The organism is Mesorhizobium sp. 113-1-2 (assembly GCF_016756475.1).
GTDB lineage: Bacteria > Pseudomonadota > Alphaproteobacteria > Rhizobiales > Rhizobiaceae > Mesorhizobium > Mesorhizobium loti_C.
In genome coordinates, this window is record NZ_AP023242.1 from 5215671 (window position 1) to 5233011 (window position 17341).

Below are 17341 nucleotides of genomic sequence, written 5' to 3' on the forward strand. Positions count from 1 at the left end.
TTTGATCAGGTCATGAAACCGAAAATCTTCATCGACGGCGAGCACGGCACCACCGGCCTGCAGATCCGGGCGCTGCTTGCCGAGCGTGGCGACCTGGAGATCATTTCCATTCCCACCGAGCGCCGCAAGGAAACGGCGGCGCGCGCCGAATTCCTCAATGCCGCCGATATCGCGATCCTGTGCCTGCCGGACGATGCGGCAAAGGAGAGCGTTTCGCTGATCGCCAACGACACCACCAAGGTCATCGATGCGTCGACCGCGCATCGCGTCGCCGAAGGCTGGGCCTATGGCTTCGCCGAGATGGACAAGGATCAGGCCAAGGCGATCGCTACGGCCAAGCGCGTCGCCAATCCCGGCTGCTGGCCGCAGGGACCGATCGCAACGCTCAGGCCCCTGGTCACATCAGGCCTGCTGCCCGCCGATTTCCCGATCGCGGTCAACGGCATTTCGGGCTATTCCGGCGGCGGACGCCCGATGATCGAGGATTATGTCGCCAAGGGCGAGGACGCCTCGGAGTTCCTGCCCTATGGCCTGACCCTACAGCACAAGCATGTGCCGGAGTTGCGGGCCTATGCAAAACTGTCGCATGACCCGATCATGCAGCCGGCGGTCGGCAATTTCGCGCAAGGCATGATCACCGTGGTGCCGCTACAGCTTGGCAGCCTCGACCATGTGCCGACGGGTGCGGAGTTGCATGCCGCCATTGCCGACCATTTCGCCGCGATCAAGGGCGGCGTGGTCGAAGTGGCGCCCTACGTCCATCTGGAGCGCATGCCGGAGATCGATCCCGAGATCTACAACGGCACCAACCGCATGAAGGTCTATGTCTTTGCCAACGACAAGCGCGCGCAGGCGCTGCTGCTGGCAGTCTACGACAATCTCGGCAAGGGTGCCTCGGGCGCAGCCGTCCAGAACATGGACCTGATGCTCGGCCTTTGATGGACGCACCAGCCTTCCCGGCGCGCTGGAAAATCAGCGCGCCCGAACTCATTGCCGAGACGTTTTCGAGCCGCATCTGGAAGGTTGTTCGCGAGGACGGCTCGCCGGCTGTCGTCAAGGCGCTAAAGCCTTTCGACGATGTCGCCGATGAGCTGCGCGGCGAGCATTTTCTCGCCTGGCGGCGCGGTGAAGGCGCGGTGCGCCTGCTTGGCCGCGACGGCCACTCGATGCTGCTCGAATATGCCGGCGAAACACTGCTTACGCGGGTTCTCGACGAACAGGGCGACAACGCGGCGACCGCGATCGCGGCTGAGGTGATGGCGAAGCTGTTTTCGTCGTCGCAACATCCCTACCCGCCCGAACTTCAGCCGCTCAGGGAGCGGTACGTCAGCCTGTTCAGGAAAGCCGCAACCGATCGGGCCACCGGTGATGCCAGCCTCTATGTCGAGGCCGCGGCAATCGCCGATCGGCTGCTGTCCAACTCGCATGACATCCGGCCGCTGCATGGCGATCTCCACCATGACAACATCCTGCACGGACCGCGTGGGTGGCTGGTGATCGATCCGAAAGGCGTGCTCGGCGATCCCGGCTTCGATGCCGCCAACATGTTCTACAACCCGCTCGACCGCGACGCGCTTTGCCTCGATCCCGTGCGGATCGCGCATATGGCCGAAGTTTTTGCCAAGACGCTGGGGCAGTCACCGGCAGCGATACTGGACCATGCCATCGCCTATGGCTGCCTGTCCGCGGCCTGGCACCACGAGGACCACAATACGGTCGAGGAGAACCGCGAATTGTCGATCGCCGAGGCGATCCGGGCGATGCGGGCGGATTTCTGATCAAGCGAGGATATTGGTAAACACTTATTCACCATGATCGGCTACCGATGAGCCTTGGCTCCCACCCAAGGATTTCTCATGGTCAGCGCGATCTCGGGCTCCTCCTCCGCAGCCCGATATTCCTCGTCCAGTTCCTCGAGCAATGCCGCCCAGGAGGCCGCGCTCGAAAAGCAGATCCAGGAGCTGGAAGACCAGGCCAAGGCGATCACGGATGAGGTCAAGGCCGCCCAGGTGCGGCAGGATATCGCCGTCGCCCAGGCCAAGCTTGACGCGCTCAGAGCCGCCGACGCCGACAAGGCAGCGAAAGCCGCCCAAAGCCAATCAACGCCGTCCGCCGCCGCTGTGCGTCAGGCCGAATTCGACGGCGAGAAAACCACGCAGTCCAACGAATTCTGGATGTGACGGGCCGATAGGCTCGAGCAGTTCACCGTTTCATGGAAACGGCTAACTGCTCTAACTCTTTGTTTTGACGCAATTCCGGACGGAAAACCGCTTCACACTTTTCCTGGAATTGCTCTAGGGATCAGGCCCTGAGCGCGATCTGGTGCGGCAAGGGGTAAGCACCCTTGGTACCGCGCCAATGTGCGGCGGCAAAGCCCAGGACGATCAGTGCAAAGCCCTGATGGGTGAGCGCCATATGCAGCGGCACATGCATCAGCAGCGTGCCGATACCGATCGAGGCCTGCACCAGCACCAGCAGGAACAACAGCGTCGCGCGGCGGGCATGGGTTGAGCCGGGCAGGCGCCGATGCGTGGCGATCATGTGCCAGAGCGCGACGGCGAAGACCGTATAGGCGCCGAGCCGGTGGACGAACTGCACCGTCTTCGGGCTCTCGAAGAAATTGCGCCATGCCGGCTCGAGGATCAGCAGATCGCCGGGGATGATCTTGCCGTCCATCAGCGGCCAGGTGTTGTAGCTCAGACCGGCGTCGAGCCCGGCGACCAGCCCGCCGAGGTAGATCTGGATCAGCGCCAGAAGCACGATGAAGCCGGCCAGGCGCTGCGTCGAGCGATCGGCGGCGGGCTCCGAATGCGGCGCCAGCCCACGAGCCACCACCATGGTGGCGGTGAAGATCAGCGCCGCCAGCGTCAAATGAGTCGCCAACCGGTACTGGCTGACGGAAACTCGGTCGACCAGGCCGGAAGCCACCATCCACCAGCCGATGGCGCCCTGCAGGCCGCCGAGAAGCAGAATGCCGACCAGCTTTGGCCCCAGGCCACGCTCGATGCGGCGTGTTGCCCAGAAGACCAGCAACGGCAGGGCAAAGACCAGGCCGACGCTACGCGCCAGGATACGGTGCGCCCACTCCCACCAGAAGATCGACTTGAACGCCTCGATGGTCATGCCCTTGTTGAGCTCGGTATATTGCGGAATCTGTTGGTAGCGCTGGAATTCCTCTTGCCACTCGGCGTCGTTGAGCGGCGGGATGACGCCGTGGATGGGTTGCCATTCGGTGATCGACAGGCCGGATTCGGTCAACCGCGTGGCGCCGCCGACCAGCACCAGCGCAAACAGCACCAGCACCACGACATAAAGCCAGCCGCGCACGAGCGCCCGGTTGCGCAGGTCGCGGTCGCGGGCGACATATGGCGCCGCGGCTGATAGGGCAGCCATGATCTTGTCCCGTCCGGTTGAAGTGGCGGATTGGTGAACCATCACATCCGTGCTGGCAAGACCATGCAGCGCGGCACGCCGTCGCGCCTGATGTCGCGGGTTGCGTGCGTCTTGCGTTCGGCCTAAGCGATAGCCATCAACGAGACCATACCATGCCCATTCGCCTGAAAAAGCTGATCGGAATGTTCCTGCTGGTGGCACTGGTCATCATCTATGCGCTGGTCGCATCGATCTTCGCGGTCGCGCGGCTGTCGGAATCGGGCGCGTTGGTGCAGTTCCTGTTCTTCCTGTTCAGCGGCCTGCTCTGGGTGCTGCCGGCGATGGGCATCATCAAGTGGCTGATGCTGGAGCCGCGGGCGAAGCGCTGAGCGTGCCCGTCGATCAGATGGTGACGAGCATCTTGCCGGCATTGGCGAGCGGCGTCGTCACGCCCGACAGCATGGTGCGGATGTGGGCAAGGTTCTGGTAGCGGCCATTGATTGAAATGCGCGGCAAGGCATGCAGGAAGCCGGCATGTTCGGCGCGCAGCACGCCATGGCGGGTCGTCACGGCGGAGACATAGCCGGCGTCGCGGGCAAAGCCGACTTCGCGGCAGCCGACGGCGCTGGGATAGCCATAGGGATAGGCGAAATGGCTGGGTTCGCTGCCGAGTTCGGCCCGCAACATGTCCCTCACGGCCCCGATCTCGTGCCGCGCATCGGCCTCGGAAAGCCGCTTCAGGTTGCTGTGGTTGATCGTATGCGCGCCGATCGTCACCAGCGGATGGGCAGCGACACTGCGGATCTCATCCCAGTTCATCAGGGTCCGCAGGCGCGAGGCGTCCGCGTCGACGCCATTTGAGCTGGCCAGATCGCGCAGCACGGTGCGCAGATCTTCCTCGCGAACCTCGGTGGCGAGATAGGCATGCAGCCGGGTTATCGCCTGGCCCTTCCTGGCGGGGGTCGCGCAATCGATCACCGCCGGACCGTTCGAGGTCGCCAAGGTCAGGCGGTCGCACGCATTGACGATGTCCTCGGCCACATCCCACCACAGATCGGCGGTGCCGTCGATCAACCCCGGCGCGACGTAGATGGTGATCGGCGCTCCGTGCTTTTCCAGCACCGGCAGGGCCTCGGTCATGTTGTCTCGATAGGCATCGTCGGCGGTGATGGTGGCGAACCGGCCGCCCTTGCCGCCGGCCTTGATGCGCTCCACGGCTTCGTCCATCGAAACGAAGGCATAGCCGTCCGCCTTCATGTCGGCGATGACGGCGTCAAGGAAACTGGGCGCAATGTTGAGGTGGCGGTTGACGCTGTTTGGCTTCTCTGGTGTCGCCGTCACGCGGTGCAGCATCAGGATGGCGCCGATGCCGCCGACAAACGGCCTGGCCAGCGGTGCGAGGCCGGTATAGCGCGCGACGTTGAGCGCCAGCTTCCGGATTGCCTCCCCACCGTCGATCATTCATTCACCTTTTGCGCCTAGGCTGATCCAAGCACGGAATACGCCTGAGCGCCCCCCAAATCGGGATCAATACGCCTTAAGGATTGAGGTATGGTTGACGCAATGGCGTCATTTGACGGCAATCGGCTCGCGGCGACCGAGGCGTCGCCACGCGCCCTGCCGAAGGATGGCGAGGGGTTGTCGGTTTCCGTCGTGGGCGCCGAAGGGCTGGCGGCCTATGCGGGGTTTTGCCGCTCGGCGCTCCATGCGCCAGCACAGGGCGCGACCTGGATCCTGAACTGGGGCGCGCAGCTCAAGCCCGATCTTGTCGTGGCGACGCTCTCACTTGAAGGCAAACCGGCCTTCGCGCTGGCGCTTGAGGTCGTCAGCCAAGGTCCGTTCCGGGTCGCCCGTTTCATGGGCGGCCGCCACGCCAATGGCAATTTCGCCGCCGCCGACCCGCAATGGCTGGCCGGGGCGGATACAGCGACCGTCCGCTCGGTTTTTGCGGCCATCGCCAAGGCCCGTCCTGACATCGATCTCATCACGCTGGAGCGATTGCTGCCCGATCTCGACGGCATCGCCAATCCGCTCGCATCGCTCGATCATTTCGCCAGCCCCAATCTTTCGCTGGCCGTCGACCTTGCCGGTGGCTTCGATGCGTTGCTGCTGCGCGCCAGCGGCAAGCGCAAACGCAAGAAGCATCGGTCGCAGACACGCAAATTCGAGGCCGTCGGCAGCCACAGGCGCATCGAGGCGCTCACACCGGACGAGGTGGACAGGCAGCTCGACGCCTTCTTCGAGATGAAGGAGCATCGCTTTCGCAAGATGGGCATTGCCAATGTCTTCGGCGACGACCGGACACGCGCCTTCTTCCGGGGGCTGTTCACGCAGGCCCTGGCCGAGGACAAGCCGTCTTTCGTGCTGCACGGGCTGGAGGTTGCCGGCAAGCTGCGCGCCGTCACCGGGTCGAGCCGTTCCGGCAAGCGCCTGATCTGCGAGTTCGGCGCGATCGCCGAGGACGATCTCGCGCACAGCAGTCCCGGCGATTTCCTGTTCTTCGACAACATCCAGGAAGCCTGTGAGACCGGTTTTGCCGTCTATGATTTCTCCGTCGGCGACGAGCCCTACAAGCGGCAGTGGTGCGATATCGAAACCCGGCATTTCGAGGTGCTGGTCCCGCTGACGCTGAAGGGTCGCGCCCTGGCGCAGACGCTTCGCCAGGGCGCGCGGCTGAAGGCCTTCGTCAAGAACAGCCCGACGATCTGGAAGCTAACCAAGATGCTGCGCCGCAAGGCCGCCGGACAGGCAGCGCCCACGGCTGGCGAGGACGAGAGCTAACTCTCAAAAATTGAGAGCTTCCTTGAGCGCAGGGCCGGCCCTGACGCGCAGATCGAGATCGGCCTCGATATGATCGATGTGGTGCAGCATCAGTTGGCTGGCCCGTTCGCAATCGCTGCTTTCCAGCGCGCCGACAATTTCCGTATGCTCGCTGTGCCCGCAGGCTGACACGCCAGAGCGCCCATAAAGCGCGATGACCAGCGACGAGCGCGCCACCAGCTCCTCCATGAAGCGCTGCAGGATGGCATTGCCGGCGACAGATGCCAGCAGCAGATGGAAATCGCCTGATGCCTTGATCTCGGAGCGCCGCGCATTCGGGCCGCGCTCGGCAATGAAACGGCCCTCCTCGTCGAGCTGCGCCTTGAAGGCGACGATATGGGCTGCGGTGACGCGCGCGCAGGCGGCGATGGCGATGCCTGGTTCGATCAGCCGGCGCGAGGCGAACACCTGGCGTGCCTCCTCGGGCGACGGGTTGGCGACGAAAGCGCCGCGGTTGCGCTCCGTGCGCACCAGGCCTTCAAAGGACAGCATCTGCAAGGCCGCGCGGGCGACGGTGCGCGACACGTCGAACAGCGTGCCGACCTCGCCTTCGGACAGTTTGGTGCCCGGCGCCAGTCGGCGGTCGACAATGGCGTCGCGCAGCTGGTCGCGGATCGCCTGGGCGCGGTCCTGCGTGGCGCTGTCGGTGGCAGAATAGATCTGGTCGGCGATGTTCATGATGGAAATTCTTTCCGCCCTTTCTAACGCGACTCGTGACGCGAGCACGAGAGGCAAAGTGGATACGAAGGCAAAAAAGATTGCATACGATTTTTGTGCAGATCGCTGACAATCGCCCATAATTTGTGCAATGCACAAGCCAGCCCGTTCAGTGAGCGGCAGGCAGGAATCAGGATTTCACGGCCAATTCAAATACTTGGCCGTTCATCCCGAGATTGGCACGCATGATGCTTTGGTTAATGCGACCAAACGGGGAAGCCTGAATGTCCAAAGCCGCCGAGATCGACATCGTGTCTGTTTCGAAAATCTATGGCACGACGACCGCCGTCGAGGACATCAGCCTGAAGATACCGGCAGGCACCTATTGCTGCCTGCTCGGCCCTTCAGGCTGCGGCAAGACCTCGACACTGCGCATGATCGCCGGCCATGAGAGCATCTCGTCCGGCGATGTCCGCCTCGGCAACACCGTCGTCACCGACCTGCCGCCGGCCAAGCGCGGCACGGCGATGATGTTCCAGTCCTACGCGCTGTTTCCGCATCTCGACCTCATCGACAATGTCGCCTTCAGCCTGAAGATGAAGGGCGTCGACAAGAGTGAGCGCCGCGCCAAGGCGCTCGATATGCTGAAGCTGATGCAGATGGAGGCCTATGCGACGCGCCGCCCGGCACAGCTTTCCGGCGGTCAGCAGCAGCGCGTCGCGCTCGCCCGCGCGCTGATCACCGACCCGGAAGCGCTGCTGCTCGACGAGCCGCTTTCGGCACTCGATCCGTTCCTGAAGATCCGCATGCGCGCCGAGCTGAAGAAGCTGCAGACTTCGCTCGGCATCACCTTCGTTCACGTCACCCACAGCCAGGAGGAGGCGATGGCGCTCGCCGACCTGATCGTGGTGATGAATGACGGCCGCATCGAACAGGCGGCGCCGCCGCGCGACGTGTTCGAGCGGCCGGCCACGGCCTTTGTCGCGCGCTTCATGGGCGACCACAATGTCATCTCCGGCCGGGTCACCGGCAGCCAGGACGGTATGGTCACTTTCGGTGTCAATGGCGGCGGCTCGCTCGCCGCCAGCGGTGCACCGCAGGAAGCGGGAGCGCCGATCGACATCGCCATCCGCACCGACCATGTGCGCATCGGTGATGCGCCCTCGCCCGGCCTCGGCTTCACCGGCATCGTCGCCAACATCGAGTACCGCGGCGCCACGGTGAAGCTTTCCGTCACCGGTGCCGGTATCGACGACTTCACCGTCATCGTCGACGATTCCGACTTCTTCGCCAAACCCGTCGCCATTGGCGACGCCGTACCGCTCGCCTGGGACCCGCAAGACGCGATCGTCCTTGGCCGCCTTCATTCATGACTCCAACCAAGCAAAACAAGACAGGGGAATAGACATGACAAACACCAAAGAAACCAAGACTGGCATTTCGCGCCGCTCTCTGCTCAAGACAGGTGCCGCCGCCGTCGGCCTCGCCGCCGGCTCGGGCGTCATCACCGGCTTCCCGACCATCTGGGCGCAGTCCAACATCACGCTGCGGCAGTTCGGCACCGGTGTGTCGAACCTCAACGCCATTGCCGACAAGTGCAAGGCCGACCTTGGCATCACGCTGGAGATGACGGCGACCGATTCCGACGCCGCCGCCCAGCGCGCCGTGACCCAGCCCGACAGCTACGACATCGCCGACATCGAATACTGGATCTGCAAGAAGGTGTTCCCCACCGGCGTGCTGCAGCCGATGGATGTCAGCAAGCTGAAATATTACGACGAACTGGTGCCGCTGTTCAAAACCGGCAAGCTCACCCCCGACAGCGTGATTGCCCAGGGCACGGCGCCGCATACGGTCGGCTATGTCGAGGCGCAGGACTCCAAGACTTTCGCCAAGGCGCCGACCAACTGGTTCACCATGGTGCCGACCATCTACAACGCCGATACGCTGGGCATCCGCCCCGACCTTGTCGGCCGCGACATCACAACCTGGGCCGACATCATGGACCCGGCCTTCAAGGGCAAGACCGCCATCCTCAACATCCCGTCCATCGGCATCATGGACGCTGCCATGATCATGGAAGCCACCGGCAACATCAAATATGCCGACAAGGGCAACATGACAAAGGACGAGATCGACAAGACGATCGACTTCCTGATCAAGGCTAAGCAGGCTGGCCAGTTCCGCGCCTTCTGGAAGTCCTTCGACGAGAGCGTCAATCTGATGGCGTCGGGCGAAGTGGTCATCCAGTCCATGTGGTCGCCGGCGGTGGCCGCCGTGCGCTCCAAGGGCATCCCTTGCCGCTTCCAGCCGCTCAAGGAAGGCTACCGTTCGTGGGGCGGCGGCCTTGGCCTCGCCGCCCATCTCAAGGGCGCCGAGCTCGACGCGGCCTATGAATACATCAACTGGTACACGTCAGGCTGGGTCGGCGGCTACCTGAACCGCCAGGGCTACTACTCGGCCAACATGGTCTCGGCCAAGAAGTTCATGACCGAGGACGAGTGGGGCTACTGGATCGAGGGCAAGCCGGCCAAGGGCGAGATCAAGGCGCCGGACGGCACCGTCATGGAAAAGGCCGGCGCCGTGCGCGATGGCGGCTCGTTCGAGGAGCGCATGGGCAAGGTCGCCTGCTGGAACTCGGTGATGGATGAGGACCGCTACATGGTGAAGCGCTGGAACGAGTTCATTGCAGCGTAAGGGAAGGGCCTGCGCCACCGCCTTCTCCCCTTGTGGGAGAAGGTGGATCGGCGCGCAGCGCCGAGACGGATGAGGGGTGCTCCAGCGGAGTGAGACGTCGGCTTTCCCTGGAACACCCCTCATCCGACCTCACTTCGTGAGGCCACCTTCTCCCACAAGGGGAGAAGGAAAGGCCGCTCCGCCCGCATCGCGAACCTGCTCAGGAACCTAGATGACAGTCGCGCTCGAACGCCCCGCCATCGCCGCGGCGAAACCAGTCCGACGCCGCCGCTTTTCGCTCGGTGCCGTCACGCCCTATCTGCAGTCGGCTCCGCTGGCGCTGATCCTGGGCGCGTTCCTGCTTTTGCCCATCATCATGATCGTCGTCGTGTCCTTCTGGGATTACGACTTCGCCGCCATGTATCCTGACTTTCTCACCACCAACTATTCCGATGTGCTGGGCTCGTGGGTCACGTGGAAGACCTATCTCAACACCATCAAATTCGCGGCCATCGTCTGGGCGTTGACCTTGTTCATCGGCTTCTGGGTTGCCTATTTCCTCGCCTTCCACATCCGCACGACGGCCATGCAGATGGTGCTGTTCCTGGTCTGCACCGTGCCGTTCCTGACCTCCAACATCATCCGCATGATCTCGTGGATCCCGGTGCTCGGCCGCAACGGGCTGATCAACTCGACGCTGGTGCATCTGCGGCTTGTGCCAAAGCCCATCGAATGGCTGCTCTATTCCGAATTCGCCGTCGTGCTGGCCATGGTGCATCTCTACACGTTGTTCATGGTGACGCCGATCTTCAACACGCTGATGCGCATCGACCGCTCGCTGGTCGAGGCTGCGCGCGACGCCGGTGCCTCCGGCTGGCAGGTGCTGTGGAACGTCATCATCCCGCTGGCCAAGCCAGGCATGGCGATCGGCACCATCTTCGTCGTCACGCTGGTCATGGCCGACTTCTCCACCGTGCAGGTGATGTCGGGCGGCCAGAGCGCGTCGGTGGCGCTGATGATGAAGAACCAGATGTCGCTGCTGCAATATCCTGCCGCCGCCGCCAACGCCGTGGTGCTTTTGGTGCTGGTGCTGCTAATGGTCGCCGGCATCCTGCGCATCGTCGACATCCGCCGGGAGCTTTGACGTGAGCCACGAAAAACGCACCCTCGAATTTTACGTGCTCGCCGCCTTCTTCGCGCTGTTCGTGCTGTTCCTCTACGGCCCGCTGTCGGCGATCCTGATCCTCTCCTTCCAGGGCGAGACCGGCGGCCTCACCTTCCCACTTAATGGTGTGTCGCTGCACTGGTTCGCCAATCTGTTCGAGCGCCAGGCGGTCGGCGATTTCGGCGGCAGCTTCAAACGCTCGCTGGTGCTGGGCCTGGTGGTCATGATCGTCACCGTCGTCGTGTCGCTGCTGGCGGGGCTCGCCTTCCGGCAGAAATTTCGCGGCGCGACCGCTCTGTTCTATCTGGCGGTCGCCAGTCTCGTCGTGCCCTCCATCATCATTTCGCTCGGCATCGGCGTGGTCTTCCAGCAGGTCGGCTTGCGCCCGGCCTGGTATACGTCGGCCTTCGGCGCGCATCTGACCTGGACCTTGCCGTTCGGCGTGCTCATCATGTTCGCCGTCTTCAACCGCTTCTCGCCGGCCTATGAGGAAGCCGCGCGCGATCTCGGCGCCACCTCCTGGCAGACCTTCATCCATGTCGTGCTGCCGATGATCGCGCCGAGCCTGATCGGCGTCGGCCTGTTCGGCTTCACGCTTTCCTATGACGAGTTCGCCCGCACGCTGATGACTTCGGGAACCTTCAACACGCTGCCGCTCGAGATCTATGGCATGACCACCAATGTCACGACGCCGGTGCTCTACGCGCTGGGCACGGTGACCACCGTGTTCTCCTTCCTGGTGATCCTGGCGACGCTGGGCGCCATCCTCTATGTCGGCCGCCGCCGGGCGAGAGCGTGACCGTGCAGATTCTGGTGGTGAACCCCAACACGACGGCCAGCATGACCGAGACCATTGGTGCGGCGGCGCGCGCAGTCGCCGGCGTCTCGACCGAAATCGTCGCCGTCACCTCGTCGACGGGACCGGCCTCGATCGAGGGCTATTATGACGAGGCTCTGGCCGTGCCGGGCCTTTTGATGGAGATCGCCGCCGGCGAACGCCGCGGTGCCCGGGCGGCGATCATCGCCTGTTTCGACGACACCGGCCTCGACGCCGCGCGCGCCATGGCAAGCATCCCCGTCATCGGCATTTGCGAGGCCGCCCTCAGCATGGCCTCCTTCATCGCCCAACGCTTCACCGTCGTGACCACCACCGAACGCTCGCGCGTGCCGGTGGAGGGGTTGGTGCAGCGCTACGGCATGGCGGGACGGGCGCGTGTGCGGGCGGCCGACATTCCGGTGCTGGCGCTCGAGGATCCAGCATCAGGAGCGGTTGGCAAGCTGCGCGACGAGATCGCCCGGGCCGTCGAAGAGGATCGTGCCGAGGCCATCGTGCTTGGCTGCGCCGGCATGGCGGATCTTGCCCACCAGTTGCAGGTGGATTTCGGACTGCCGGTCATCGACGGTGTCGGCGCCGCGATCAAGCAGGCCGAAGCGCTGATTGCGCTCGGCCTGTCGACATCGAAGCGCGGCGCCTATGCCAGCCCGCTGGCCAAGCCCTATCGTGGTGTGCTGAAATCGTTCTCGCCGGGAGCTGTCGCCGCGGAGTAAGCACATGAAACCGACCATCCGCACGCTGTCCCTTCAGGAATTGGGAGTTCTCATCGACTGGGCGGCGGCGGAGGGCTGGAACCCAGGCCTCGAAGATGCGGCAATGTTCCAGGCGGCGGATCCGGAGGGTTTCATCGGTGCCTTTGTCGGCAGCGAAATGGTCGCCGCGATCTCGGCGGTGGCCTATGGACGGGATTTCGGTTTCATCGGCCTCTACATCTGCCGTCCGGACATGCGCGGCAAGGGCTACGGCAAAGCGGTGTGGACCGCGGGCATGGACAGGCTGGCCGGGCGCACCATCGGCCTCGACGGCGTCGAAGAGCAGCAGGCCAACTATCGGAGCAAGGGGTTCGAGCCGGTTTACGAGACCATCCGCTACAGCGGGCGCGCCGCGTTCCCGCCCGTCGGCGCCGGGCGGCCTCGCGTGGTGAGTGCGCGACCGGGACCCGACATCATCGGATATGACGCGCTTTGCTTTCCCGCGCCCCGGCGCTCTTTCCTGCAGCGCTGGCTGCAGCCGCCTCACCATGCCTTGGCGGCGATCACATCGCGGGGAACGGCCGGCTATGCGGTGGCGCGATCCTGCCGCAGCGGCTTCAAGATCGGCCCGCTCTTCGCCGACGACGTGCAGACAGCACTCGATTTGCTCGGGGAGTTGGCAACCGCATGCGAGGGTGGCGAACTGAATATCGACGTCCCGGCCACCCAGGTGGATTTCATCGCGGCGCTCGATGCAGCGGGTTTCGCACCGACCTTCAGCACCACCCGCATGTACAAGGGGCCCCCGCCGAAGCTCGATGCCCAGAGAATATTCGGCGTGACGACGCTGGAGCTGGGATAGGCCGAGGGCTCGGCCGTCAGGCCGCGGAGCGCCGACCCGGCGTGCCTGGCGGCTCATGGCCAAGCGGCGTCACAAGCGTCAGGTCGGGGTAGCCGCTCTCGATCAGCTTGACCGCGGCCTTCGTCACTTCGTCGTCCGGCTCGAGCATGGACAGGAACACTTCCGTGGCCTGGCCGCCCAGCCGGCTGATGCCTTGTGCATCGGCCGGCCCGCATTCGACCACCACCAGATCATAGGCGGTGGTCAGCGACTGCATGATGATCGGCAGCCGGTCGGCGGCGCGCATGGCGCGAACCGGATCGGCGGTGCCGACGGGAATCACATGGCAGTCGGAATAGAGATCGGCATGGATCACGTCGCTGAACTGTGCCTGCGAAGCGAGCAGATCAGTGATGCCGGGAAAAAGTCCGCTGTCCAGCATCGGCCGCGACGCCGCACCCGAGGCGGTCAGATCGAGCAGGAGGACGCGCAGGCCGGCGTCGGACACTTCGCGTGCCACCAGGATCGCCGACGCGGCCGCCTCGTCGCCTTCGGGCGAAACGAATATGGCGCGTGCGGCGCCGCTGGCGATCAGCTTTTCAGCAGCCTTCTCGATGTCGATCTCGCCGAGCACCGAGCGCGGCCGCTGGGCCTCTACGGCAGGCTCCGGCTCGGCGACTGATACGGCCTCCACTTTGGCGGCAGGCGCGGCTGTGGCAACAGGCTCGGCAACGGGCTGCGACTGCACCACCATCTCCGGTTCCGGCACCGTTTCGGGCCACTGCGCCCCGGCGGCATCATGATTGGCACTGGCGACGGCCGGCTCAAGGCGGACGGATGGCTCCTGAGCTGCCTGCTCCTGGTAAGTAGTGGGCGGCATCGCCACTTCGTCGATCGGCGCAAAACGGGCGCCCGGGGCCGGGCGCATGGCGCGGCCCGAGAAGAGTTCCCTGAGCAATGTGAATATGGCCGCCAGCAGCAGCGAAGCAGCCGCAGCCGCGCCAACGATCGGCCCGACCTTGGGGAAGTATGGCTCGGAGGGCACCGAAGCCGGTGAGGAGACGCGGGCGTCGACCGGCACATAGTTGCGGTCCTGACGCGAAGCCGCCTCGCGGTAGTTGGTCAGATAGAGCTCAAGCTGCTGGCGCTTGGCGGCGGCATCGCGCTGCAGCGCGTCGAGACCGACCTGCTCGTTGCCGGCCTGTGCCGATGCTGCCTTCAGTTGGTTGACGTCGGAGATGAGCTGGCTTTCGCGCGCCTTGGCCGCATCGGCCTGCATCACCAGGCCCTTCATGATCTTCTGGGCTTCGCTGCGGATCTGCGCGTCGAGATCGGCGAGCTGTGACTTCGCGGCGCGAACGCGCGGATGGTTGTCGAGCATCGTCGTCGACAGGTCTGCGATGGTGGCGCGCAGCTCAACCTGCCGCTCCCGCAAACGCTGGATCAGGTCGGACGACAGCACTTCCGGCAGCGAATCCAGAGAGCCACCATTCTGCAGCGCCTTGCGCACGTTGTCGGCGGTGCCTTCGGCCGCGGCGCGGTTGGCCCGCACCCGCGACAATTCGGTCGACAACTCGGCCAGCTGCTGGGTGGCCAGGGTGGCATTGTTGCCGCCCATCAACAGGCCGGATTGGCCGCGATAGGCCGCGACCTTGGCCTCGGCATCCCTGACCTGTTTCGACAGGTCAGCGATTTCGGGCGCCAGAAAGTCCGCGGCGGCGGTGTTCGATTCGCTCTTGGCCGCGCCCTGCCCGGCAATATAGGCAGCGGCGATGGCATCGGGGATGGCGGCGGCGAGCTTGGGATCCTCGGAGGAGAACTCGATGGCGATGATGCGGGTCTTTTCAACGCCAAAGACGTTGAGCTTCTCGCGCATCTTCTTCAGGACACGCTCGTCGAGAGGAACATCCGTCGGGTCGTTCCTCAGCCCAAGCAGGACCAGCACGCGGCTCAGGTACGACATGTTGCTCGCTTCGTCGAATTCGGGCAGTCGCGACAGGTTGAGTTTCTGCGCCACCTGCTTGAGGATTTCGTTGGACGAAATGATCTGGACCTGGGTGGCGACCCCTTGCTCGTCGAGGATCGGCTTGTCGCCGTCATTGTTGCTGCCGGCCGGACGGGTGTAGACGGATTCACGCGGGGCGATTTCCACCTGCGTCTGGGCCTTGTAGTGCTTGGTCGCCAACGAAGCGAAGGCAAACGCCAGACCCGTCACCACCAGAACGAAGAGCACTATGCGCAGCCAGTTCCTCGCCAGGCTGGCGAAGAGCTGCCTGAGGTCAACGTCGACATCTGCGGCCGCGGACTGAACGGACATGCATCCCTACTCCGAAACTGGGTCAGGATGCACCGTAAACAACTATGGTAACTCAGCCGTTAAGATCGCGGTAATACTCCGTTAGGGATTACTGCGAGCGCCCAAGAAAATCGATAAAAATGGCAAAACCCTTGCTGGCGCGAGCGGTATCGGCCGGCTCCTTTACCGGCCATTAACCCTAACAGGATGATAACGAACCCGATCCCAGATGTTTGCTGCGACGCCGCAGCGGCCAGTCGAAGGTACGTATCCGGTCATGAAAAGCACTGCTTCCTTCTTTCACGCTCTGCTTGCCGTATCGATGCTCGCCGGCTGCTCCAGCTACCGGCCGACGCCGGCAGCCTTCCACGAGGTCCTCGACCAACCCTACCGTCTCGGCGCCGGCGACCGCATCCGCGTGACCGTGTTCGAACAGGACGGACTGACCAACACCTATAGTGTCGACCAGTCCGGCTACCTCTCCTTCCCACTCGTCGGCGCCATTCCGGCGCGTGGCCACACCGCGCAACAGATGGAAAAGGAAATCGCCGACAAATTGCGGCAAGGCTATCTGCGCGACCCCGACGTCTCGGTCGAGATCGATCGCTATCGGCCGATCTTCGTCATGGGCGAAGTGGGGGCTGCCGGCCAGTATTCCTACGTGCCAGGCCTGACCGTGCAGAAGGCCATCGCCATTGCCGGCGGCTTTTCGCCCCGCGCCAACCAGGAAAGCGTCGACATCACCCGCGACATCAACGGCAAGGTGATGACCGGCCGCGTGGTCACATCCGATCCGCTGCTGCCCGGAGATACCGTCTACGTCCGCGAACGCCTGTTCTGACAGACACCACGTGGCGGACAAGCTCAGGATCGTCCACTGCTTTCGTTCACCGGTCGGAGGAATTTTCCGGCATGTGCGCGACCTGACCGAAGCGCAGGTCGCTGCCGGTCATGTGGTCGGCATCGTCTGCGATTCGACCACCGGCGGCGAATTCGAGGAGCACCTGTTCGAGCAGATGAAGGACATGCTGGCGCTCGGCATCCATCGCACGCCAATGCAGCGCCATGTCGGCCCGGGCGACCTCGCCTCGGCGCGGCGCACCTACAGGATCATCAAGGAATTGCGGCCGGACGTGCTGCACGGGCACGGCGCCAAGGGTGGCGCCTATGCCCGTCTGTTCGGCTCATTGTTGCGGGTATCAAGGTCTCGCGTAGCCCGCCTTTATTCGCCGCATGGCGGCTCACTCCACTATGACGAAACGACAGCCACGGGGAAGCTGTTCTTCGCGCTCGAGCGCTCCATGGCGCGCTTCACCGATTGCCTGCTGTTCGTCTCGGACTACGAGCGGCGGACCTATCGCAGGAAGGTGGGCGAGCCGCCGATCCCCAACATTCTGGTCTACAACGGACTGCGCGCCGCCGAATTCGAGCCGGTACTCATCGCACCGGACGCGGCGGACCTGCTCTATATCGGCATGATGCGGGACCTGAAGGGACCCGACATCTTCATCGATGCCTTGGCAACCGCCGGCCCCCGGCTTGGCCGCGCGCTGAGCGCCGTGATGGTCGGCGACGGCGACGACCTGCCGCGCTACCACGCGCAGGTGGAGCGCCTGGGACTGCAAGGCCATGTCCGCTTCCTGCCGCCAATGCCGGCCAGGGAGGCCTTCGCGCTGGCGGCGCTGGTGGTCGTTCCCTCGCGCGCGGAAGCCATGCCCTATATCGTGCTGGAGACGCTTGCCGCGGCGAGACCCATGATCGCCACCGCCGTCGGCGGCATACCGGAGATCTTCGGTTCCGACTCCCCTGCCTTGATCCGGCCCGATCCGGCCGAACTCGCCGACAAGATAAGCGAGGCGCTGGCCGACCTTGCCGCCTATGGCAGGCTGATGCCCGATGTCGCCGGCCTCAGGGCGCGCTTCGGCGCCGACGTCATGGCCGCCGAAATCGAGAAGGCCTACTTCGCCGCGCTCGGCAGGTAACGCCC

General features: G+C 64.2%; 17 protein-coding genes. 13 read left to right on the plus strand and 4 right to left on the minus strand.

Going from position 1 to position 17341, the window contains the following annotated elements; all coding sequences use genetic code 11:
• The first annotated feature begins 12 nt into the window (after positions 1–12).
• From argC to JN279_RS25470, 3 genes are all read left to right on the plus strand, one after another.
• On the plus strand, positions 13–939 hold the full coding sequence (argC, locus tag JN279_RS25460; RefSeq protein WP_202350561.1) for an N-acetyl-gamma-glutamyl-phosphate reductase: 927 nt from the start codon (positions 13–15) through the stop codon (positions 937–939).
• Positions 939–1778 carry an aminoglycoside phosphotransferase family protein gene (locus tag JN279_RS25465; protein WP_446720362.1) on the plus strand — a complete coding sequence of 280 codons (840 nt, stop codon included), beginning with the start codon at positions 939–941 and terminating at the stop codon, positions 1776–1778. The genes argC and JN279_RS25465 overlap by 1 nt, the downstream gene beginning before the upstream one ends.
• A gap of 78 nt (positions 1779–1856) precedes the next feature.
• The gene (locus JN279_RS25470) at positions 1857–2180 is read left to right on the plus strand and encodes a hypothetical protein (protein WP_096457084.1); all 324 of its coding nucleotides are present in this window, start codon (positions 1857–1859) and stop codon (positions 2178–2180) included.
• 121 nt (positions 2181–2301) lie between these two features.
• On the opposite strand, the gene JN279_RS25475 is transcribed toward JN279_RS25470, so the two are convergent.
• Positions 2302–3393, minus strand: coding sequence for a COX15/CtaA family protein (locus JN279_RS25475; protein WP_202350563.1), 1092 nt, complete (start codon positions 3391–3393; stop codon positions 2302–2304).
• A 152-nt stretch (positions 3394–3545) separates the two neighbouring features.
• On the opposite strand from JN279_RS25475, the gene JN279_RS25480 reads away from it, so the two are divergent.
• The gene (locus tag JN279_RS25480; RefSeq protein WP_023764097.1) at positions 3546–3761 is read left to right on the plus strand and encodes a DUF2842 domain-containing protein; all 216 of its coding nucleotides are present in this window, start codon (positions 3546–3548) and stop codon (positions 3759–3761) included.
• A gap of 13 nt (positions 3762–3774) precedes the next feature.
• On the opposite strand, the gene JN279_RS25485 is transcribed toward JN279_RS25480, so the two are convergent.
• Complete coding sequence (locus JN279_RS25485) at positions 3775–4833, minus strand: polysaccharide deacetylase family protein (protein ID WP_202350564.1); 1059 nt, start codon at positions 4831–4833, stop codon at positions 3775–3777.
• 90 nt (positions 4834–4923) lie between these two features.
• On the opposite strand from JN279_RS25485, the gene JN279_RS25490 reads away from it, so the two are divergent.
• The gene (locus JN279_RS25490; RefSeq protein ID WP_202350565.1) at positions 4924–6153 is read left to right on the plus strand and encodes a GNAT family N-acetyltransferase; all 1230 of its coding nucleotides are present in this window, start codon (positions 4924–4926) and stop codon (positions 6151–6153) included.
• Between the two features lie 3 nt (positions 6154–6156).
• Here the strand turns inward: JN279_RS25490 and JN279_RS25495 are convergent, their stop codons facing one another.
• Positions 6157–6870, minus strand: coding sequence for a GntR family transcriptional regulator (locus JN279_RS25495; RefSeq protein ID WP_202350566.1), 714 nt, complete (start codon positions 6868–6870; stop codon positions 6157–6159).
• Between the two features lie 263 nt (positions 6871–7133).
• Here JN279_RS25495 and JN279_RS25500 point away from each other — a divergent pair, with 263 nt between their 5' ends.
• The 6 genes from JN279_RS25500 to JN279_RS25525 all read left to right on the plus strand — a co-directional run bounded on the left by JN279_RS25500 (position 7134) and on the right by JN279_RS25525 (position 13079).
• Positions 7134–8222, plus strand: coding sequence for an ABC transporter ATP-binding protein (locus JN279_RS25500; protein ID WP_096457072.1), 1089 nt, complete (start codon positions 7134–7136; stop codon positions 8220–8222).
• Between the two features lie 34 nt (positions 8223–8256).
• Entirely contained in the window at positions 8257–9546 is a 1290-nt protein-coding gene (locus JN279_RS25505; RefSeq protein ID WP_095201559.1) for an ABC transporter substrate-binding protein, read from the plus strand.
• A 211-nt stretch (positions 9547–9757) separates the two neighbouring features.
• The gene (locus JN279_RS25510) at positions 9758–10669 is read left to right on the plus strand and encodes an ABC transporter permease (RefSeq protein ID WP_202350567.1); all 912 of its coding nucleotides are present in this window, start codon (positions 9758–9760) and stop codon (positions 10667–10669) included.
• A gap of 1 nt (position 10670) precedes the next feature.
• Positions 10671–11489, plus strand: a complete 819-nt coding sequence (locus JN279_RS25515; RefSeq protein WP_202350568.1) for an ABC transporter permease — start codon at positions 10671–10673, stop codon at positions 11487–11489.
• A 2-nt stretch (positions 11490–11491) separates the two neighbouring features.
• Complete coding sequence (locus tag JN279_RS25520) at positions 11492–12238, plus strand: aspartate/glutamate racemase family protein (RefSeq protein ID WP_202353795.1); 747 nt, start codon at positions 11492–11494, stop codon at positions 12236–12238.
• Between the two features lie 4 nt (positions 12239–12242).
• Positions 12243–13079 (plus strand): GNAT family N-acetyltransferase, encoded by an 837-nt coding sequence (locus JN279_RS25525; protein WP_202350569.1) that lies wholly within the window; start codon positions 12243–12245, stop codon positions 13077–13079.
• A 16-nt stretch (positions 13080–13095) separates the two neighbouring features.
• On the opposite strand, the gene JN279_RS25530 is transcribed toward JN279_RS25525, so the two are convergent.
• Positions 13096–15375, minus strand: a complete 2280-nt coding sequence (locus JN279_RS25530) for a GumC family protein (RefSeq protein WP_202350570.1) — start codon at positions 15373–15375, stop codon at positions 13096–13098.
• Positions 15376–15631: 256 nt separating this feature from the next.
• Here JN279_RS25530 and JN279_RS25535 point away from each other — a divergent pair, with 256 nt between their 5' ends.
• Both JN279_RS25535 and JN279_RS25540 read left to right on the plus strand, forming a co-directional pair.
• Positions 15632–16195, plus strand: coding sequence for a polysaccharide biosynthesis/export family protein (locus JN279_RS25535; RefSeq protein WP_096459198.1), 564 nt, complete (start codon positions 15632–15634; stop codon positions 16193–16195).
• Between the two features lie 10 nt (positions 16196–16205).
• A complete protein-coding gene (locus JN279_RS25540) occupies positions 16206–17336 on the plus strand; it encodes a glycosyltransferase (protein WP_096457052.1) in 1131 nt (376 codons plus the stop codon).
• Positions 17337–17341 lie beyond the last annotated feature (5 nt).